Origin of the sequence: Mycobacterium sp. ITM-2016-00318 (assembly GCF_002968285.2) — a bacterium.
In the GTDB taxonomy this organism is placed as follows: Bacteria; Actinomycetota; Actinomycetes; order Mycobacteriales; family Mycobacteriaceae; genus Mycobacterium.
Window position 1 is genome coordinate 1,300,081 of record NZ_CP134400.1, and the last position, 16,756, is coordinate 1,316,836.

11 protein-coding genes are annotated in these 16,756 nt (G+C 65.9%); 6 read left to right on the forward strand and 5 right to left on the reverse strand.

Annotated features, from left to right (window positions below; genetic code table 11):
* Nucleotides 1–136: 136 nt before the first annotated feature.
* The 3 genes from C6A82_RS06330 to C6A82_RS06340 all read right to left on the reverse strand — a co-directional run bounded on the left by C6A82_RS06330 (nucleotide 137) and on the right by C6A82_RS06340 (nucleotide 3,291).
* On the reverse strand, nucleotides 137–1,417 hold the full coding sequence (locus tag C6A82_RS06330; protein WP_105341979.1) for a primosomal protein: 1,281 nt from the start codon (nucleotides 1,415–1,417) through the stop codon (nucleotides 137–139).
* A gap of 99 nt (nucleotides 1,418–1,516) precedes the next feature.
* A complete protein-coding gene (locus C6A82_RS06335; protein ID WP_311101717.1) occupies nucleotides 1,517–3,019 on the reverse strand; it encodes an amino acid permease in 1,503 nt (500 codons plus the stop codon).
* 20 nt (nucleotides 3,020–3,039) lie between these two features.
* On the reverse strand, nucleotides 3,040–3,291 hold the full coding sequence (locus C6A82_RS06340) for a hypothetical protein (protein ID WP_105343836.1): 252 nt from the start codon (nucleotides 3,289–3,291) through the stop codon (nucleotides 3,040–3,042).
* Nucleotides 3,292–3,416: 125 nt separating this feature from the next.
* Between C6A82_RS06340 and C6A82_RS06345 the strand changes: the two genes are divergently transcribed.
* Nucleotides 3,417–3,866, forward strand: coding sequence for an SRPBCC family protein (locus C6A82_RS06345; RefSeq protein ID WP_105343834.1), 450 nt, complete (start codon nucleotides 3,417–3,419; stop codon nucleotides 3,864–3,866).
* Between the two features lie 20 nt (nucleotides 3,867–3,886).
* On the opposite strand, the gene C6A82_RS06350 is transcribed toward C6A82_RS06345, so the two are convergent.
* Nucleotides 3,887–4,030 carry an MHS family MFS transporter gene (locus C6A82_RS06350; RefSeq protein WP_142405913.1) on the reverse strand — a complete coding sequence of 48 codons (144 nt, stop codon included), beginning with the start codon at nucleotides 4,028–4,030 and terminating at the stop codon, nucleotides 3,887–3,889.
* Nucleotides 4,031–4,363: 333 nt separating this feature from the next.
* Between C6A82_RS06350 and C6A82_RS06355 the strand changes: the two genes are divergently transcribed.
* The 5 genes from C6A82_RS06355 (at nucleotide 4,364) to C6A82_RS06375 (ending at nucleotide 15,653) form a co-directional block, all read left to right on the forward strand.
* Nucleotides 4,364–6,031, forward strand: a complete 1,668-nt coding sequence (locus C6A82_RS06355) for a dynamin family protein (RefSeq protein WP_233216853.1) — start codon at nucleotides 4,364–4,366, stop codon at nucleotides 6,029–6,031.
* Nucleotides 6,028–7,662: a GTPase gene (locus C6A82_RS06360; RefSeq protein WP_105343831.1), complete on the forward strand. Its 1,635-nt coding sequence runs from the start codon at nucleotides 6,028–6,030 to the stop codon at nucleotides 7,660–7,662. Before C6A82_RS06355 ends, C6A82_RS06360 begins: the two co-directional genes overlap by 4 nt.
* The gene (locus tag C6A82_RS06365) at nucleotides 7,659–10,820 is read left to right on the forward strand and encodes an adenylate/guanylate cyclase domain-containing protein (RefSeq protein ID WP_105343829.1); all 3,162 of its coding nucleotides are present in this window, start codon (nucleotides 7,659–7,661) and stop codon (nucleotides 10,818–10,820) included. The genes C6A82_RS06360 and C6A82_RS06365 overlap by 4 nt, the downstream gene beginning before the upstream one ends.
* 185 nt (nucleotides 10,821–11,005) lie before the next feature.
* Complete coding sequence (locus C6A82_RS06370) at nucleotides 11,006–12,208, forward strand: DUF2652 domain-containing protein (RefSeq protein WP_105343827.1); 1,203 nt, start codon at nucleotides 11,006–11,008, stop codon at nucleotides 12,206–12,208.
* A 232-nt stretch (nucleotides 12,209–12,440) separates the two neighbouring features.
* Entirely contained in the window at nucleotides 12,441–15,653 is a 3,213-nt protein-coding gene (locus C6A82_RS06375; RefSeq protein ID WP_311101718.1) for an AAA family ATPase, read from the forward strand.
* Between the two features lie 6 nt (nucleotides 15,654–15,659).
* Here C6A82_RS06375 and C6A82_RS06380 read toward each other — a convergent pair whose 3' ends face one another.
* Nucleotides 15,660–16,754, reverse strand: coding sequence for a C40 family peptidase (locus tag C6A82_RS06380; protein WP_105341568.1), 1,095 nt, complete (start codon nucleotides 16,752–16,754; stop codon nucleotides 15,660–15,662).
* Nucleotides 16,755–16,756 lie beyond the last annotated feature (2 nt).

A 16,756-nucleotide genomic window follows, 5' to 3' on the forward strand; every position in this document is an offset into this window, starting at 1 on the left:
TGGGCCCCGCGAAGTTGCGCGAGCAGACGCAAAAGTGCCTGTTATGTCGGCGTGTCGGGCACTTTTGCGTCTGCTCGCCGAATTTCAGTAGAAGTACAGAATCCACCGTGACCGCCGGGTCTCTGCCGACCGGTGGCTACTCCTGGCGCAGCCGGGACTCGAGGAACGTCTCCAGCGACTCCCACTGCTCGACGGCCTCGGCGTAGGGCCCGCTGGGTTTGCGAACGGTGTCGGGGTCAAGGATGTGGGCGACGAGCCGACCGAGCGGCATGTCGGCATCCAATGTCTCGTCGACGATGTCGTCCTCGGCGTACTCGCCGACGTCGCGCAGCAGCTCGACGGCAAGCTCGAGCTGGTCGCGATCCACGGAGTCGGGTCCGTCGGCCAGGTCGTCGGCCAGGCCGCTGGTGACATAGACGTTCTCTTCGGTGACGTCGACGCGCAGCGAACCGTCGGTGGCCGCCGTCTTGATGTCCTCATAGGTCGCCAGGTCCGACAGGTCGTGGTCGTGTTCGTCCGCCAGGTACCGGGCCAGCGACCGCTCCGAACCGAACACGCTGACCCGTCCGTTGCGGCCGAGAAACACCGGTGCGTCGTCGAGGTAGCAGCGCAGCGTGAAGTAGGTGCCGCCGCGGGTGATCATCCGGATCGGGTCGATGCCCACCTTGAGCCAGAAGTCCTCGTCTTCGCCGAGCACCAACCCACCGGCCTGATCGGCAAGAGCCGTCTCGGACTCCGTGGCCTCGTCGGATGCGTTCTCGGCCGCCGTGTCCTCGGCCTCCGGTTCGACGGCTTCCTCGATCTCAATCGGCTCGGGCTTTGGCGCCTCGAGTTCGGCCGCCGCCTTCTCCGAGGCAGCCTTGTCGACATCCGGAATGGTGACGACGCCGTCGATCGCGTCGACGACGTTGTCCCAGCTCCGCCCGACCACGGCTCCGATCTCGCTCCAGCGCTTACGGCCGCTGCGGCCGCCGAAGTCGGCCATCCCGTTGCCGAGCGAGCCCAGCACCGGATTCCCGTTGAAGAACTTGGTGACACTCGGCAACTCGCAGACCGAGCCGACCGACGACACGATGACCAGCGTGCGGTGCAGGGTCGCCACGGATTCTTCTGTGGGCTTCTCGGCCAGCAGCTCCTGCACGCCGATCAGGTCGTACTGCCGCTCCTCTGGCGGATCGAAGCGGTGCGCGTTCGCCTCGGTCAGCTCCGGCCAGGCCGGGTGGTCGGCGAGGTCGTTGTCGGTATTGGTTCTGACGAAGGCGGCCAGATCGGCGACCGATTCGAAGCCGTAGAGGTCGTCATCCTTGCCCAGCAGGGCCTCCCACTCGTCGCCGGAATCCCGCCAGCGCGGAGCCCACAGTGTGTAGAGGTCGCCCTTGGTCAACCCGAGCCTGATCGGCACGATGTCAGCAGCCATGCGGCACAGCCTAACGACGCGGGTCCGAGCCGAGGACGTGGCCCGCCTCCGATAGCTGCGAAACCAGCAGGCCGGGCCCCGGGCAGTCCTAGAGCCGGCTCACTCCTCGTCGTCCTTGCCGCGGGGGTTCGGCGGCGGCCGGTTGGCCACGACCGGGAAGGATCCAGTGAATCCCTCGCGTTCCCGAGCGATCTCCAGCACCCGGCCGCGGACCGTATACCAACCGACGATGAGCGCCGGAATGATGACCACCAGCGTGGCGACGGTCCAGGTGCCGATCGGCGGGTCGAACGCCATCAGCACGACGACGCCGAACAGGAACGCCAACGTGAGATAGCCGGTGTACGGCGAGCCCCACAACCGGAATGACGGCCGCTCGAGGATGCCGCGTTTCGACCAGCGGTAGAGCTGGAGCTGACAGATGACGATGGTGCCCCAGGACGCGATGATGCCGAGAGCCGCTATGTTGAGCACGATCTCGAACGCCTCGCCGGGGAAGAGAAGGTTGAGGATGACGCCGAACAGCCCGACGGCCGCGGTCAGGAAGATTCCGCCATACGGCACGCCTCGGCTGGACATCACCGAAGTGAACTTCGGTGCGCTGCCGTTCATTGCCATCGACCGCAGGATCCGGCCGGTCGAGTACAACCCCGCGTTGAGGCTGGAGAATGCGGCGGTCAGCACGACGATGTTCATAACCGTGCCCGCGCCCTCGACGCCGATCTTGGAAAAGAACGTGACGAAGGGGCTCTCGTCCGCCTGATAGGCGGTGTAGGGGAGAAGAAGGGCGAGCAGGAACAATGAGCCGACGTAGAAGACCGCGATACGTGCGATCACCGAGTTAATCGCACGCGGCATGATCTTATGCGGATGAGCGGTCTCGCCAGCCGCAGTTCCGACGAGTTCGACTGCGGCATAGGCAAACACGACGCCGGACATGACAATCACCAACGGGAACAGACCAGCGGGGAACAGTCCGCCGTTATCGGCGACCACGCTGAAACCGGTTGGCTGACCTTGGATCTCGTAGCGGCCAGCCAGGAAGATAGTGCCCGCGACCAGAAATGTAATCAGCGCAACGACTTTGATGGCTGCAGCCCAGAACTCGAGCTCCCCGAACAGGGTTACCGAGATGAGGTTTATGCCCACCACTGCCGCCAACGCGATCAGGGCTATCAGCCACTGCGGAACACTCCCGAACGCCCTCCAGTAGTGAAAGTAGGTGGCGATCGCGGTGCAGTCGACGATGGACGTGAACGCCCAGTTCAGCCAGTACATCCAGCCGGCGACGAACGCCGCCTTCTCTCCGAGGAATTCGCGTGCATACGACACGAAGGACCCCGATGACGGCCGGTGCAGCACGAGCTCGCCCAGCGCACGCAGGATCAGGAAGACGAAGACGCCACAGAACGCGTAGCTCAAGAAGAGGCCTGGTCCGGCGTTGTGTAGTCGGCCCCCGGCGCCGAGGAACAGTCCGGTGCCGATGGCACCGCCGATCGCGATCATCTGCAGCTGCCGGGGTTTGAGGCCCTTGTGGTAGCCCTCGTCCTCCGCCAGCAGCGCGGAGTTGTCGTACGTCGACGGCTTGGGTTCAGTGGTCATCGCAGCAGTCCTCGCTCTAGTCAGTTTCCGGGAGACGCGGGATCAACGGGGTTACCACGGGCATCCCACTGCTCCGGAGGTCCTGGCGTATCGCTGACGTCACGAAACGTCATCACGAAGCCGCACACTGCGACGACGGCCGCAATCGCGTAGCCGATGATTGAATACCAGCCGACGTGAATGTACGCGGTGACCGCGACGATGAACATCGCCAGGAACACCAGACACATCCCGATCAATGGAATCTTCGCAAACAAATCAATGCGTGCCATGAGCCCCACCTCGATAGACCGAACGTGAACTTCTGGTGAATCGAGTAGACACCCTCGGGCATGCCCGGGCCACTCGAACGGACAGGACTCACAGGTAAGCGAGACCCGCGCTTTAGGATCGCCTGATGCAGGGCGCGGTGACGGTTCACATGCGGGCGCCCGCAAGGGACATCTGGACGCTCGTCGCAGATGTCACGAACACCGGCCGGTTCTCACCGGAGACCTTCGACGCCGAATGGCTCGACGGCGTGACACAACCGTCGGTCGGCGCCAGGTTCCGGGGTCACGTCAAGCGCAACGAGATCGGGCCGACCTACTGGACCACGTGCCGTGTCACCGCATGTGAGCCCGGCCGCGCCTTCGGATTTGCTGTGTTGGTTAAAAACATGGCGGTCAACAACTGGCACTACGAGTTCACGCCCAACGGCGCGGGCACCGATGTGACGGAGTCGTTCTCGATCCCGGTTCCCGCCGTCTTACGCGTGACGTCGTTTCTGGGTCTCCTGCGCAAGCGACGGAACATTCGGGACATGCGCACGACGCTCGAGCGCATCAAGGCGGTCGTCGAGGCTTGAAGCGCTACAGCGCTTTTGCCCTAGTCTCCGGAAGTGCACAGGCGCATGCCGCCGAGGTTGAACGCCAAACCCGCTCCCGTGTAACGAAATCGAGTCTCGAATACCTCGGGGATGAACGAAGCCATCGGCCCGTAGGAGACGCCGAGAATGGCGAAGGAACCCATGATGCCGAGCGCGAAGAGCAGCCGTCACCCGCTATCGAGAAGCGGCACGACCGCGAAGCACCACGGCAACGCCAGACAGAAGCCGACCAGGATGATCGCTCGTCGCCCGTAGGTGTCACTGAGGCGGGCCGAGACGGCGGTCGAACTGCTCGGGGCTGCCACCCGACTCGGCAGGCTCGCGGACAACGACGTCGTGCTCGATGACGGCGACCGAGTCCGAATCTGTGAACACGAATTCGTATCCGAGATGGATTGACCGCGGCGATGACCTGCAAGGCACCTTTTGGGGCGAACGAGCCCGCCTCAGCGACGCACCTAGGGCAGGCTGGAGCAATGACGGAAGCCACCGACCTCGTCGATGTGGTCACCGCTCTGGGCGAAGTACTGGGCCGGACGTCGTTCCCGCTGCCTACGCCGTCGGCCTGGTCGGCCGAACGTGAAGCTCGCGAGCTGACCGGGCAGCTGGCCGACTACCTCGTTCCGCGGCTGCGGAGCATCGACGCCCCGCTGCTGGCGGTGGTGGGCGGCTCAACTGGCGCGGGGAAGTCGACGCTGGTCAACTCGCTGGTCGGCGCTGACGTCAGCCCCGCCGGCGTGCTGCGGCCCACGACCCGCGGCCCTGCAATCGTGTGCCACCCGTCAGACCTGAGGTGGTTCACCGACGACCGGATTCTGCCGCAACTACCGCGATCGTCCGGGCCGGACGGCCTGCGCCTGGTGCCGCACGAAGGTATCGGGCCCGGTCTCGCGTTGCTCGACGCCCCCGACATCGACAGCGTCGTGAGTACCAACCGCGAGTTGGCGTCCACTCTGCTGGCCGCGGCCGACCTGTGGATCTTCCTGACGACCGCGGCCCGGTACGCCGATGCGGTGCCGTGGCAGTTGCTTCACACCGCCCGCGACCGGGGCACCGCGATCGCGATCGTGCTGAATCGATGCCCGCCGGAGGCGGTAAGAGATGTGGCCGCGCACTTGTCCGACATGCTGGCAGCGAACGGATTGGGCAGCGCACCGCTGTTCGTGATCGCCGAGCAGGGCCTGCGCGCCGGGCGGTTGCGGGACAAGGCGACAACACCCATTCGCTCATGGCTGGACGGTCTGACCGCTGACGCTGAGCAACGGGTGGCGGTGGTGCGTTACACGCTGGACGGAGCGCTGCGCAGCCTGTCGCCCCGGACGTATGGACTGGCCGAGGCGGCCGACGATCAATTCGCGGTGCGCTCGCAACTGGAGTCGTGCGTGTCGTCGGCGTACGGCGACGCACTCGCGCGCGTGGACGATGCGGTTCGCGACGGCACGCTGCTGCGCGGCGAGGTGCTGGCCCGGTGGCAGGACGTGGTCGGTACGGGCGAGTTTCTGCGCAAGCTGGAATCGCGGGTGGGGCGGGTTCGGGACCGCGTGGTGGCGGCGGTCACGGGGCGGTCCACACCGGTGGAGGAACTCGGGGAGGCGTTGGAGACAGGCATCGCGACCGTCGTCCGGGCGGCAGTAGAAGAGGCCGCCGAGGTGACATACGGGTGTTGGGCGCGACACCAGGCCGGCGCGCCGCTGCTGACCGGCGACCTGGCGCGGCCGGCCCCCGGGCTCGATGAGGCCGTCGAGCGGCTCGTCCGCGACTGGGAGGAATTCGTGCTCGAGCTGGTCCGCACCGAAGGCGCGTCGAAGCGCTCGGGGGCGCGGTTGGCTTCGTACGGTGTCAACGGCGCCGGGCTGGTCGTGATGCTCGCGGTCTTCAGCCAGACGGCCGGACTGACCGGCGCCGAGATCGCGGTCGCAGGGGGAACGACGGTCGCCAGTCAGAAAGTGCTGGAAGCGATCTTCGGCGAACAAGCGGTTCGCGGCCTGGCCCGGCAGGCCCGCGAGGAACTGCTGGCTCGAGTCGACGGCCTCCTGCGCCACGACGCCGCCCGCTACGGCGAAGTGCTGGGTTCCGCGTCGGCACTGGTGTCGGGTGACGAGCTGCGGGCGGCCGCCAATCGCGTCGCGGCGGTGCTGCAGTGACGCTCGTCGACCGGCTGGCGGCGCTGTCGTCGGTAGTGACACTGGGGTCCGGTCGGCTCTCCGATGATGTCCTTGCCGAGCTGCGCGATCTGGACCAGCGGGCGGGCAGCCGACTGCGCTTGTCGGGTGAGTACACCGTCGTCGCGCTGGCCGGAGCGACGGGCAGCGGAAAGTCCTCGCTGTTCAACGCCGCCGCCGGAGCGCAGCTGGCCGCAGTGGGCGTTCGACGGCCGACCACCTCCGATACCCAAGCGGTTGTCTTCGGCCGCGACGGCGCGACGGAACTACTGGACTGGCTGGAGATCAAGACCCGGCAACACGGTGACGCGTCAGCTGCACCGGAGCTTTCCGGGTTGGTGCTGCTCGACCTGCCTGACCACGACTCCACCGAATTGTCGCATCGGGCTGAAGTGGATCGGCTGGTCCGCCTCGTCGACGCCTTCATCTGGGTGTTGGACCCGCAGAAGTACGCCGACGCAGTCCTTCACGACGACTACTTGCGCCCGCTGGCCGCACACCGTGACGTGATGATCGTCGCCCTCAACCAGTCAGACCGGCTGGCCGATCCCGACCTGGCTGCGTGTCTACGAGACCTGACCCGGCTGCTTGGCGAAGACGGGCTGGGCGGCGTGCCTGTCCTCGCGACGTCAGCGGTGACACCGGACGGGGCGGCGCCGTTACGTGAATTCCTTGCGGCGACCGTGGCCGACCACAAGGCGCGAACGGCACGGGTGAGCGCAGATCTGGACTCGACGGCTGCACGCCTCGCACCGCTGGTTCCGCAGCAGAGATCCGTACCCGGGCTGCGAGACGGCGAGCGACGCCTGCAAACCGCCCTCGCCGAGGCTGCGGGCATTCCCGCAGTAGTCGGTGCCGTCGGCCGCGCTTACGAGCGACGCGGTCTCGCGGCGGTTGGCTGGCCGCCGCTGCGGTGGATACATCATCTGCGACCGGACCCTTTGCGCCGCTTAGGATTAGGGCAGTCAAGCACCGGGGACGAAGTACTCCGCCGGACCTCGTTGCCCTCGGCTTCTGCGGTCTCGCGCGCGGGCGTGGACAGCGCCGTGCGCTCACTCGCCGACACCGCGTCGGGCGGGTTACCGGCACCCTGGCCGCGGCTACTTCTCGAAGCCGCCAAGTCACGAGTGGGTGCCGTGCCTGATGCCTTGGACCGGGCGGTCGGTGGCGCGGACCTCGGCTCGAATCGGCCACCGCGATGGTGGCGTCTGGCGGGGGCGGTTCAGTGGGTGCTGCTGGTGGCTGCCCTTGCGGGCGGCGTGTGGCTCGGGCTGCTCGCTGTGCTCGCGTATCTGCAGATCGATCTCGATGCACCCCTTCTTGGGCCGTTCTCCTGGCCGACAGTGCTGCTGGTCGGAGGACTCGCGTCGGGCTTGGCGCTGCGAATTCTGATCAGACCATTCGTCGCGTTCGGCGCGTCCCGGCGCAGGCGACGCGCGAAAGCCGAACTGGGCCGGCGGGTCGAGGCGGTCGGAGAGGAGTTCGTCCTATCGCCGCTACGGGCGGAGCTGTCCGTGTACGACGAGCTGGCCGCCGCGGTCCACCGGCTCCATGGTCGCGGTTCATCAGGCCAGAGCTCACCTATAACACATACGGCGGCTGACCAGCGGTGACACGATACACGGGCCCGCCGTGTGCGTCGTGCGGCACTTGGTTGTCCCGCACAGCCAAGTTCTGCAGTGAATGCGGTACGCCAGTGGCAGACGGCGCACAGTCGGCGGAGTACAAGCAGGTAACGGTGCTGTTCGCCGACGTGGTGCATTCGATGGACATCGCCGCGGCGGTCGGGGCCGAGCGGCTGCGCGAGATCATGGCCGAATTGGTCGAACGTTCGACGGTTGTCGTGAAGCGCTACGGAGGGACGGTGAATCAGTTCACCGGCGACGGCATCATGGCGATATACGGTGCACCGGCGGCTCTGGAGGACCACGCTTTTCGTGCCTGCCTGGCGGCGTTGGCCATTCAAGAGGTGGCGAAGCCACTTGCGGCCGACGTCCGGGAACGCGACGGGAAGAACTTGCGGCTGCGCGTCGGACTCAACTCGGGGCGGGTGATCGCCGGTGAGATCGGTTCCGGCGCTTTGGGTTACACCACCATCGGCGAGCAGGTGGGGATGGCCCAGCGCATGGAGTCCGTCGCCCCTCCGGGTGGGGTGATGCTCAGTGAGTCAACCGCGCGGCTCGTCGAGCACGCCGCGATGCTTGCGCAGCCGGAGATGGTGCAGATCAAAGGCGGCGCGGAAGCTGTTCGCGCTCGTCGGCTCCTCGGCGTGGCCTTGCAGCATGAGATAAGCGGTGCCGCGGAGGCTGCACTGGTGGGACGCGACCTCGAGGTCACCACCATCGCAGGACTTTTGGATCGGTCGGGGACCGGTCGCGGATGCGTGGTGTGTGTCGCGGGACCGGCGGGGATCGGCAAGACCCGACTCGTTCGCGAGACGATGCGGCTGGCGACCAGCCGGGGTGTCGAGGCGTTCTCGACCTATTGCGAATCCCACGCCACGGACATCGCGTTTCATTCGGTGGCCCGCCTGCTCCGTGCCGCTACCGGGGTGAGCGGTCTGAACGATGAGGATGCGCGCGCACGCCTCCGCGCCCAAGCTGTCGACGCCGACGACGAGGACCTGGTGCTGCTGCACGATCTGCTGGGTATCTCCGACCCGGACGTGGCCTTGCCGAAACTCGACCCGGACGCGCGGCGGCGGCGATTGACCGCGTTGATCAACTCGCTGTCACTGGCGCGTACCGAGCCGGCGCTGTATGTCATCGAAGATGCACACTGGATCGACGAAGTCAGCGAATCGATGTTCGCCGAATTCCTCAGCGTGATTCCGCAGACGCCAGCGGTGGTGTTGATCACCTACCGGCCCGAATACCTGGGGGCGTTGGCCCAGGTGAAGGGTGCACAGACCATTTCGCTGGCACCACTGAGTGATTCGGAAACAGCCGTGCTGCTCGACGAGCTGCTCGGACCCGACCCATCTGTCCTTGGGCTCAGGGCAGTGGTTGCCGAGCGCGCCGCCGGTAATCCGTTTTTCGCCCAGGAGATGGTGCGCGAACTCGCCGAGCGCGGTGTGCTTCAAGGCGACCGCGGTCGTTACACCTGCCAAGCGGACGTGGCCGAAATCACTGTTCCGGCAACGCTGCAGGCGACGATCGCCGCCCGTATCGACCGCCTTGACCCCGACGCCAAGCAGACATTGAATGCCGCCGCCGTGATCGGTTCCCGCTTCACGCCCGGGCTACTGAACGCCCTCGGAAACGATCCCGCTGTGGGGAAGCTCCTGACGGCCGAGCTGGTCGACCAGATCCGATTCATGCCCAGCGCTGAGTTCGCCTTCCGCCATCCACTGATCCGGACGGTCGCCTACGAATCGCAGCTGAAGTCCGACCGCGCAGAATTGCATCGTCGGCTGGCTGGAGCGATCCAACAGCGTGACCCCGCTTCCCTGGACGAGAATGCTGCGCTGATCGCCGAACACCTGGAAGCCGCGCGTGATCTGGTGGCCGCATTCGACTGGCATATGAGAGCCGGCGCGTGGTCGTATATCCGCGACGTCGCCGCAGCGAGGTTGAGTTGGGAACGTGCGCGCCGGGTCGCGGATGCGTTGCCTCACGACCACTTCGCTCGCCTGTCCATGCGAATCGCCCCGCGGACGCTGCTATCCGGCAGCTCCTGGCGAGTGGGCAGCGGCGTCGACACCGGCTTCGACGAGCTGCGCGACCTCTGCGTCGAAGCCGGGGACCAGCGGTCGTTGGCCATCGGCATGACGGGTCTGGTGATGAAGGAATTCATGAACGGGCACACCGGCGACGGATCTCGGCTCGCCACCGAACACAGCGCGCTGCTCGAATCGATCCGCGACCCGGCGTTGGCGGTCGGGTTGTCGTTCGCGGCGCTTGCCGTAAAGCACGAGGCCGGCGCCATGACCGAAGTGTTGCGGCTGGCGGAGCGGGTCATCGAACTGGCCGGCGGCGACTCCACCATGGGCAGCGTGGTTTTCGGATCCCCGTTGTCGGGCGCGATCGTTTTCCGCGGGTGCGCGCGGTGGTGCCTCGGCCAACCTGGATGGAAGGAAGATCTTGCGCATTGTGTGGCGATGGCGCGCGCAACCGACGCAACGTCCCTGGCCGGCGTGACCCTCTACAAGTACGTTCTCGCGATTCCGTGCGGAGCATTGTTGCCCGATGCCAACGCCCTGCGGGAGACCGCCGACGCGTTGACCACCGCGGAGCGGTCGGGCGACGGATTCGCGCTGCTTTTCGCTCAAATGGCTCGAGGTATCACGCTGGTCCACGGGGATGGGTTGGACCGCGAGGCTGGGTTCGCCCTGCTTGCGGCGGCTCGAGAGGCCGCCCTGAGGGGGCGTTTCACATTGACGGCGGTCCCGCCCATTGACCTGCTTTCCGCAAAGGAGGAGGCCGGCTCCGGAGATCTCGATGGTGCAGTCGAAAGGACGCGGTCAGTGGCCGAGTACCTGTTCAGCTCGGGAAACGTCTGGAGCATCTTCGCCACCACCTGCCTGGTGGAGATGCTGTTGCGCCGCGGCGGGGATGCCGACATCGAGGACGCGCAGGCCGCGATCGACCGGTTGGCTGCCCAGCCATTCGGTCTCGCGCTCAACGAGATCACGCTGTTGCGGCTGCGGACGCTGCTGGCGCATGCGCATGGCGACGAGGCGACCTACCACGACTATCGCGGCCGTTACCGTGAAATGGCGACTGCCCTGGGCTTCGACGGACATATGAAGTGGGCCGAGGCGATGGCGTGATGTGATCACCGCGTCGGCCGCCGTGGCTCAGCATGTCTGGCGTGGAACAGCAGACAGGCCTGACAGGCGTGCCCTGCCACCCGACGCCAAGAGTTTGCTGGCCTCGTCCGAATGGATAGGAAACCGGCGGTTGACGAGCTAAGATCGCGTTCTAGGCCGATCGCGTTGTATGCGATAGAGGTGGCATGAAAACGATCGCTACGTTAACGAACAGGCGCGACGACTACGGGGTCCACGAGGGCTATCTGCTTCTCGCCGACATCTCGGGATATACCGCGTTCCTCACTGGCACCGAGCTGGAGCACGCGCACGAGATCATTCATGAACTGACCACGCTCATCCGTGAGCGCCTCGCGCCTCCCATGCGGTTTGTGAAGCTGGAAGGCGACGCTGTCTTCTGCCACGCGGACACAGAGACGTTTCGGGAAGGTGAGCGGCTGGTCGAGCTGATCGAGGCCTGCTACTTCGAATTCTCCAACCGCTTGCTCGACATGACGCGCGCAACGACTTGCCGCTGCGTGGCCTGCGCGGCCATCGGTTCGCTTGGGCTGAAGTTCGTATCGCATTACGGCAGCTATGTGGTCGAGCGTGACGACCGACGCGAAGACCTCGCCGGACCGGACGTCATCTTGGCGCATCGGCTGCTGAAGAACACGATCAGCGACCACGACGGACCGCCGGCATACGCGTTCTTCACGCACGCGTGTCAGCAGCATCTACCTCCGTCGTTCGAACTGCCGTCACATATAGAGATGTACGAGTCGTTCGGCGAAACCAAAGGCGGTGTGCATGATCTCGATCCGGTCCTGAGCAGGATGCGGGAGGAGCGCCGCTTGTACATCAGCGCTTCCGACGCGGACTTCGAGATCCCGATCGATGTGCCGGTGCCACCGGCGGTCGCCTGGCAATACGTCGTTGATCCAATCGAACGACAGCGCTGGGCCTGCCGGCGGTACAACGAGGATCCAGACCAAGATGAGCGGAACCCAGAAGGTCGCCTCGGGCCTGGCGCGACGTCGCACTGCACCCACGGCCCTGGGCATCTCATGGCCTTCCGCGAGTTCATCGACTGGCGTCCCTTCGCTTACTTCACGTCCCGCGTGACAACGACGGTGGCCGGAGGTCTGCCCCGGTCTCTTATCGAGACGGTCGAATTCATTCCCCTGGGTGATCACCGCACACGGATCATCATTCGCTATCGGGCGACGAATCGGTCCCGCATGTCGCTGCTGGTGGGCCGCGCCACACGTGCGTTGGTCACCGGGTTGTGGCAGCGGAGGGGCAGCGACCTGGTCAGCATCGTCGAGGAAGATGTCGCAGCGCTTCGGCTCGGCGGCAGAGGCGATCCACAACCGCGTGAAGCGCGTACACCAACGACTTGGCGCTGATCCGGAGCTCCTCAAGCGACCGCGCCGAATACCCGCCGGCACGGCGGCACTCGGGCGTCAAGCAGTCGGTCGCCAGAAGCCCTGAAAACCCTGACCTGCGTTCGTGGTTCGGATCGACGACAGCTGTACCGGATCCCCCGCCTCAGCCAGTGATCAATAGGGGTGCAGGCGAGAACAGCGTCCCGAGTGCAATTTGGCAGACATGTCTGACCAGCGGTGACACGATACTGACGTGGAAGCCGGTCGGGACGCCCGCGATGATGGCCTGACAGCGGCGCAAGTGCCGTGCGGCTCGTGCGGGACTTATCTGGCCGCGGCGGCGAAGTTCTGTAGTGAGTGCGGCGCGCCCGTAGCAAATGCCATCCCCTTGGCGGAGTACAAGCAGGTGACGGTGCTATTCGCCGATGTGGTGCATTCCATGGAAATTGCCGCCGCTGTGGGTGCCGAGCGGCTGCGGGAGATCATGGCCGACCTGGTTGATCGTGCCGCCGCAGTGGTCACGCGTTATGGCGGGACGGTCGGTAGCTTCACCGGCGACGGGATCATGGCGGTGTTCGGCGCGCCCGCAGCTTTGGAGGACCACGCTGTTCGTGCCTGCCTGGCGGCATTGGCCATCCAGCAGGAGGCGGAACCGCTCGCCGTCGAAGCCCACGATCGAGACGGTATCGAACTCAAGTTGCGTGTCGGGTTGAACTCTGGAGAGGTGATCGCGGGCGAGGTCGGCTCGGGGTCTTTCGGATACACCGCTGTTGGTGAGCAGGTCGGGATGGCTCAACGGATGGAGTCGGTGGCACCGCCGGGAGGTGTGATGCTCAGTGCGTCAACAGCGCGACTCGTCGCAGGGGCTGTCGATCTCAGTGAGCCTGAGATGGTCTCGGTCAAGGGCAGTGCAGAACCGGTGCGGGCGCAACGCTTGCTTGCAGTCACCTCGGAGCGCCAGCGGGCTCTGTCTACGCAGTCGACGCTCGTCGGGCGCGAGCTGGAATTGCACACTATGACTGGCCTTCTCGAGCGTGCGATGAGTGGGCGGGGGGTGGTCGTCGGCGTGGTGGGGCCGCCGGGCATCGGAAAGAGTCGGCTTCTGCGCGAGATCACGGCTATCGCCGAAAGTCGGGGCGTCACGGTGATTTTGAGCAATTGCGAGTCCCATGGCGCGCAGGTCCCGTTCCATGCGGTCGCGCAAATGATGCGCAAAACGTTCCGAGTGTCTGGTCTCGACGGTGGCGACGCAAGGGTTCGATTGCGGCAGCAGCGTCCAGACATTGACCCCGATGATCTGTTGCTGTGGGAAGACCTCTTGGGCATCGCCGATCCGAGCGCCACGCTGCCTCGGATAGACCCAGACGCAAGGCGGCGGCGACTGGCCGCGTTGATTAACACCGCGAATCTGCGTCGCACGCATCCGGCGTTGTACATCTTGGAGGACGTGCACTGGATAGATGAGGCCAGCGAGTCGATGATGGCCGACGTCCTCGCTGTGATCGGTCAGACATACACGATGTCTGTGTCCACTTACCGGTCCGAATATCAGGGCGCGCTGACCCGCGTACATGGCGCGCACACGATCGCGCTGACCCCGCTGACGGATTCCGAGACCTCTGGGCTGCTCGGGGAACTGCTCGGTCCCGACCCGTCGGTCGGCGACGTGGCCGCCACAGTAGTGTCGCGAGTGGGCGGTAATCCATTCTTCGCCGAGGAAATGGTCCGCGAGCTAGCCCAGAGCGGACAGCTGGACGGCGAGCGCGGCGGATACATATGTCAGACCGATGTTGCCGACGTGACGGTGCCCGCCACGGTGCAGGCGACCATCGGAGCCCGCATAGACCGCCTCAACCCGGTGGCGAAGCGCACCCTGAGTGCGGCGGCAGTGATCGGATTGCGTTTCAGCGCGGACCTTCTCACTATGTTGGCCGCCGACGCCGCCGTCGAGGAGCTCGTGGCGGCTGAACTCATCGACCAGGTGAGGTTCACCCAGGACGCGGAGTATGCGTTCCATCATCCGCTGATACGCGCGGTGGCTTACGAGTCCCAGCTGAAGTCAGACCGCGCCGAGTGGCACCGACGGGTGGCTGCTGTGATCGAAACACGCGAACCGGACGCAGCTGGGGATCATGCCGCGCTCATCGCCGAGCATCTCGAAGCCGCAGGCGAACTCCGGGAAGCCTACGGCTGGCATATGCGCGCAGGGAGCTGGTCGACCAGACGCGACATCGCCGCGTCGCGAACGAGTTGGGAGCGCGCGCGACGGATCGCCGATGCGTTGCCGGACAACGAGCCCGAATGCACCACCATGCGAATTGGCCCGCGCGTCAGGCTGTGTGGTAGTGCCTGGCGGGGAGGTCTGTCGAACGTTGCAGGACTCGTCGAGGAGCTCCGCGAGTTGTGCGCGCGGGTGGATGACCATGCCTCACTCGCGGTCGGCATCACCGCGTTGACATTTCAGCTCGGCGCAGACGGACATCTGCGCGAGGCTTTCCAGCTTGCGTCCGAACAGTTGACGATATTCGAATCCGTCGAAGATCCGACGACGGCCATCGGCGCCGCCGCCGCGGCAGCCTCCGTATTGCACCAATCCGGTCAAGCGATGAAGGTGTTGCGATGGTCGCAGTCCGTGATCGATTGGGCGGGTGAAAATTCCGGTGAACGCGATGACAGGATCTCGAGATCGCCGTTGATCGCACTAGCGTGGGTCTTTCGCGGTATGGCTCGGTGGTATCTTGGCCGTCACGGCTGGCGGCAAGATCTAGACGATGCGGGTGCGATGGCCCCGAAAGCCGATCCGGTCACTCATCCCTCTGTCGTCGGGTGGAGGTACCTTGACGCGATTTCCCACGGCGTACTTAGAGCAGACGGCGAATCGGTGCGTGAACTGGAGGGCGCGCTGCGAATTGCCGAGGCATCGGGCGAGGACACGTCTGTCGGAAACCTCAAGTACGCGCTGGGTCGGGCACTCGTAGAGCGGGATTCTTTAGCGGAGCGGGAGCGCGGAATGGCGATGTTGGGCGAGATTCGCGACATGTGTCTCAACCACGGGTTCTTTCGGATCAGAGTGCCCGTCTTGGACTTCTGCGCGGCACGTGAACGAGCCCGCGTCGGTGACTTCGACGACTCCATTCCGGTGATGCGGCGCGTTACCGACGGCCTACTGCGGGATGGCCAGGTACTGCAAGGTGTTTGGATCTTGGCGAGATTGGCGGAAACGATGCTCGGACGCGGCTCCGACACGGATATCGCCGACGTGCAGGACGTGGTCGAGAGTATGGCGAACTTGGCGGACGAGGTTGGTGGCGCGATCCGTGACATTTGGTTGTTGCGTTTGCGGACACTTCTCGCCCTGGCTCGCGGCGACCAGATCGGCTACCGGGATTACCGGGACCGCTACCGGGCGATGGCAGCGTCCTTGGGTTTTGAGGGCCACATGGATTGGGCTGGAGTTATGGCATAGAGGGGCTCAAGCGGTGGGCCGCCAGAAGCCCTGAAAACCCTGGCCCGCGTTCGTTGTCCGGATCGACGACAGCTGCACCGGATCACCCGCCTCGATCATCTGGCCATTGCCGACGACCATCGCCACATGTCCGTCCCACACTGCGAGGTCACCGGGTCGCAGCGCGTTCTGGTTCACCGCCGCGCCGAGATCCTGTTCCTGAGCCAGGCGCGGGAGGTCCAGCCCGGCCTGGTGGTATGCCCACTGGGTCAGTCCGCTGCAGTCCAGTCCGACGCCGGGTGTGGTGCCGCCCCACACGTACGGGACGCCAAGCTGGGTCAGTGCGTGGCGAACGGCGTTGGCCGCCACCGGGTTCGGTGCGCTCACCGTGCTACCGTCCGGCAGGGTGACCGCAATGCCGTCGCCGAACTCTGCGGGCTCGGGCAGCGCGAGGCCCGCGAGCGAGGCCTCGGTCGGCGCGAGGCCGCCGGACGCTCCTGAGCCACCCGATGTACCAACGCCACCGGAAGTACCGAAGCCGCCGGGCGCACCCGAACCCGCGGGAGCGTCGAAGCCTGCCGACGGCGTGTAGCCGGCCGGTGTCGTCGGCGCGCCTGCCGGTGTCGTCGGCGTCGAGATGCCTGCGGCGTTCCCGTCGAGCTCGGTGCGCAGATCGTCGACGACGGCGACCGCCTCACCGAGTGCCCGGCGGGCCTCCTCCCGTAGCTCTTCGGCGGCTCCCGGTTCATCGAGTCGCGCCTCGATGGCGGCCGCTCGCGCTTCGAAGCGATCGACGATGTCGCGAAGCCGAAAGCGGGCGCGCGCCACTGCATCCGCGGCATCGGCGGCGCCTGCCCGCAACTCCTCGATGCGCAGCGACAGCCGGTCGGCCGCGTCGGCGATCGTGGACATGAACTCGGCCGCGCCGTCCGCGCCCGCACCCGACCAGTCCTCAGCGGCTCGGCTCCAGCCGCCGCGCGTCGCCGCGGCGACATCGGCCAGCAGTTCGCGCACCTCGGCGAGCGAGGAGACCGGATCCCCCTGGTCCGCCCACCCCGGCCCAACCGACGCCGCCACCTCGCGAATCGGCGCCGCAAGCGCTGCGATCAGCCCGCTCGGCATCG

Bases quoted from the DNA above. Each gene is read 5' to 3' on its own strand.
- C6A82_RS06345 (WP_105343834.1), top strand. From the start codon at position 3,417: ATGCAGGGCGCGGTGACGGTTCACATGCGGGCGCCCGCAAGGGACATC.
- C6A82_RS06350 (WP_142405913.1), bottom strand. From the start codon at position 4,030: ATGGGTTCCTTCGCCATTCTCGGCGTCTCCTACGGGCCGATGGCTTCG.
- C6A82_RS06330 (WP_105341979.1), bottom strand. From the start codon at position 1,417: ATGGCTGCTGACATCGTGCCGATCAGGCTCGGGTTGACCAAGGGCGAC.
- C6A82_RS06380 (WP_105341568.1), bottom strand. From the start codon at position 16,754: ATGCCGAGCGGGCTGATCGCAGCGCTTGCGGCGCCGATTCGCGAGGTG.
- C6A82_RS06370 (WP_105343827.1), top strand. From the start codon at position 11,006: ATGAAAACGATCGCTACGTTAACGAACAGGCGCGACGACTACGGGGTC.
- C6A82_RS06335 (WP_311101717.1), bottom strand. From the start codon at position 3,019: ATGACCACTGAACCCAAGCCGTCGACGTACGACAACTCCGCGCTGCTG.
- C6A82_RS06355 (WP_233216853.1), top strand. From the start codon at position 4,364: ATGACGGAAGCCACCGACCTCGTCGATGTGGTCACCGCTCTGGGCGAA.
- C6A82_RS06340 (WP_105343836.1), bottom strand. From the start codon at position 3,291: ATGGCACGCATTGATTTGTTTGCGAAGATTCCATTGATCGGGATGTGT.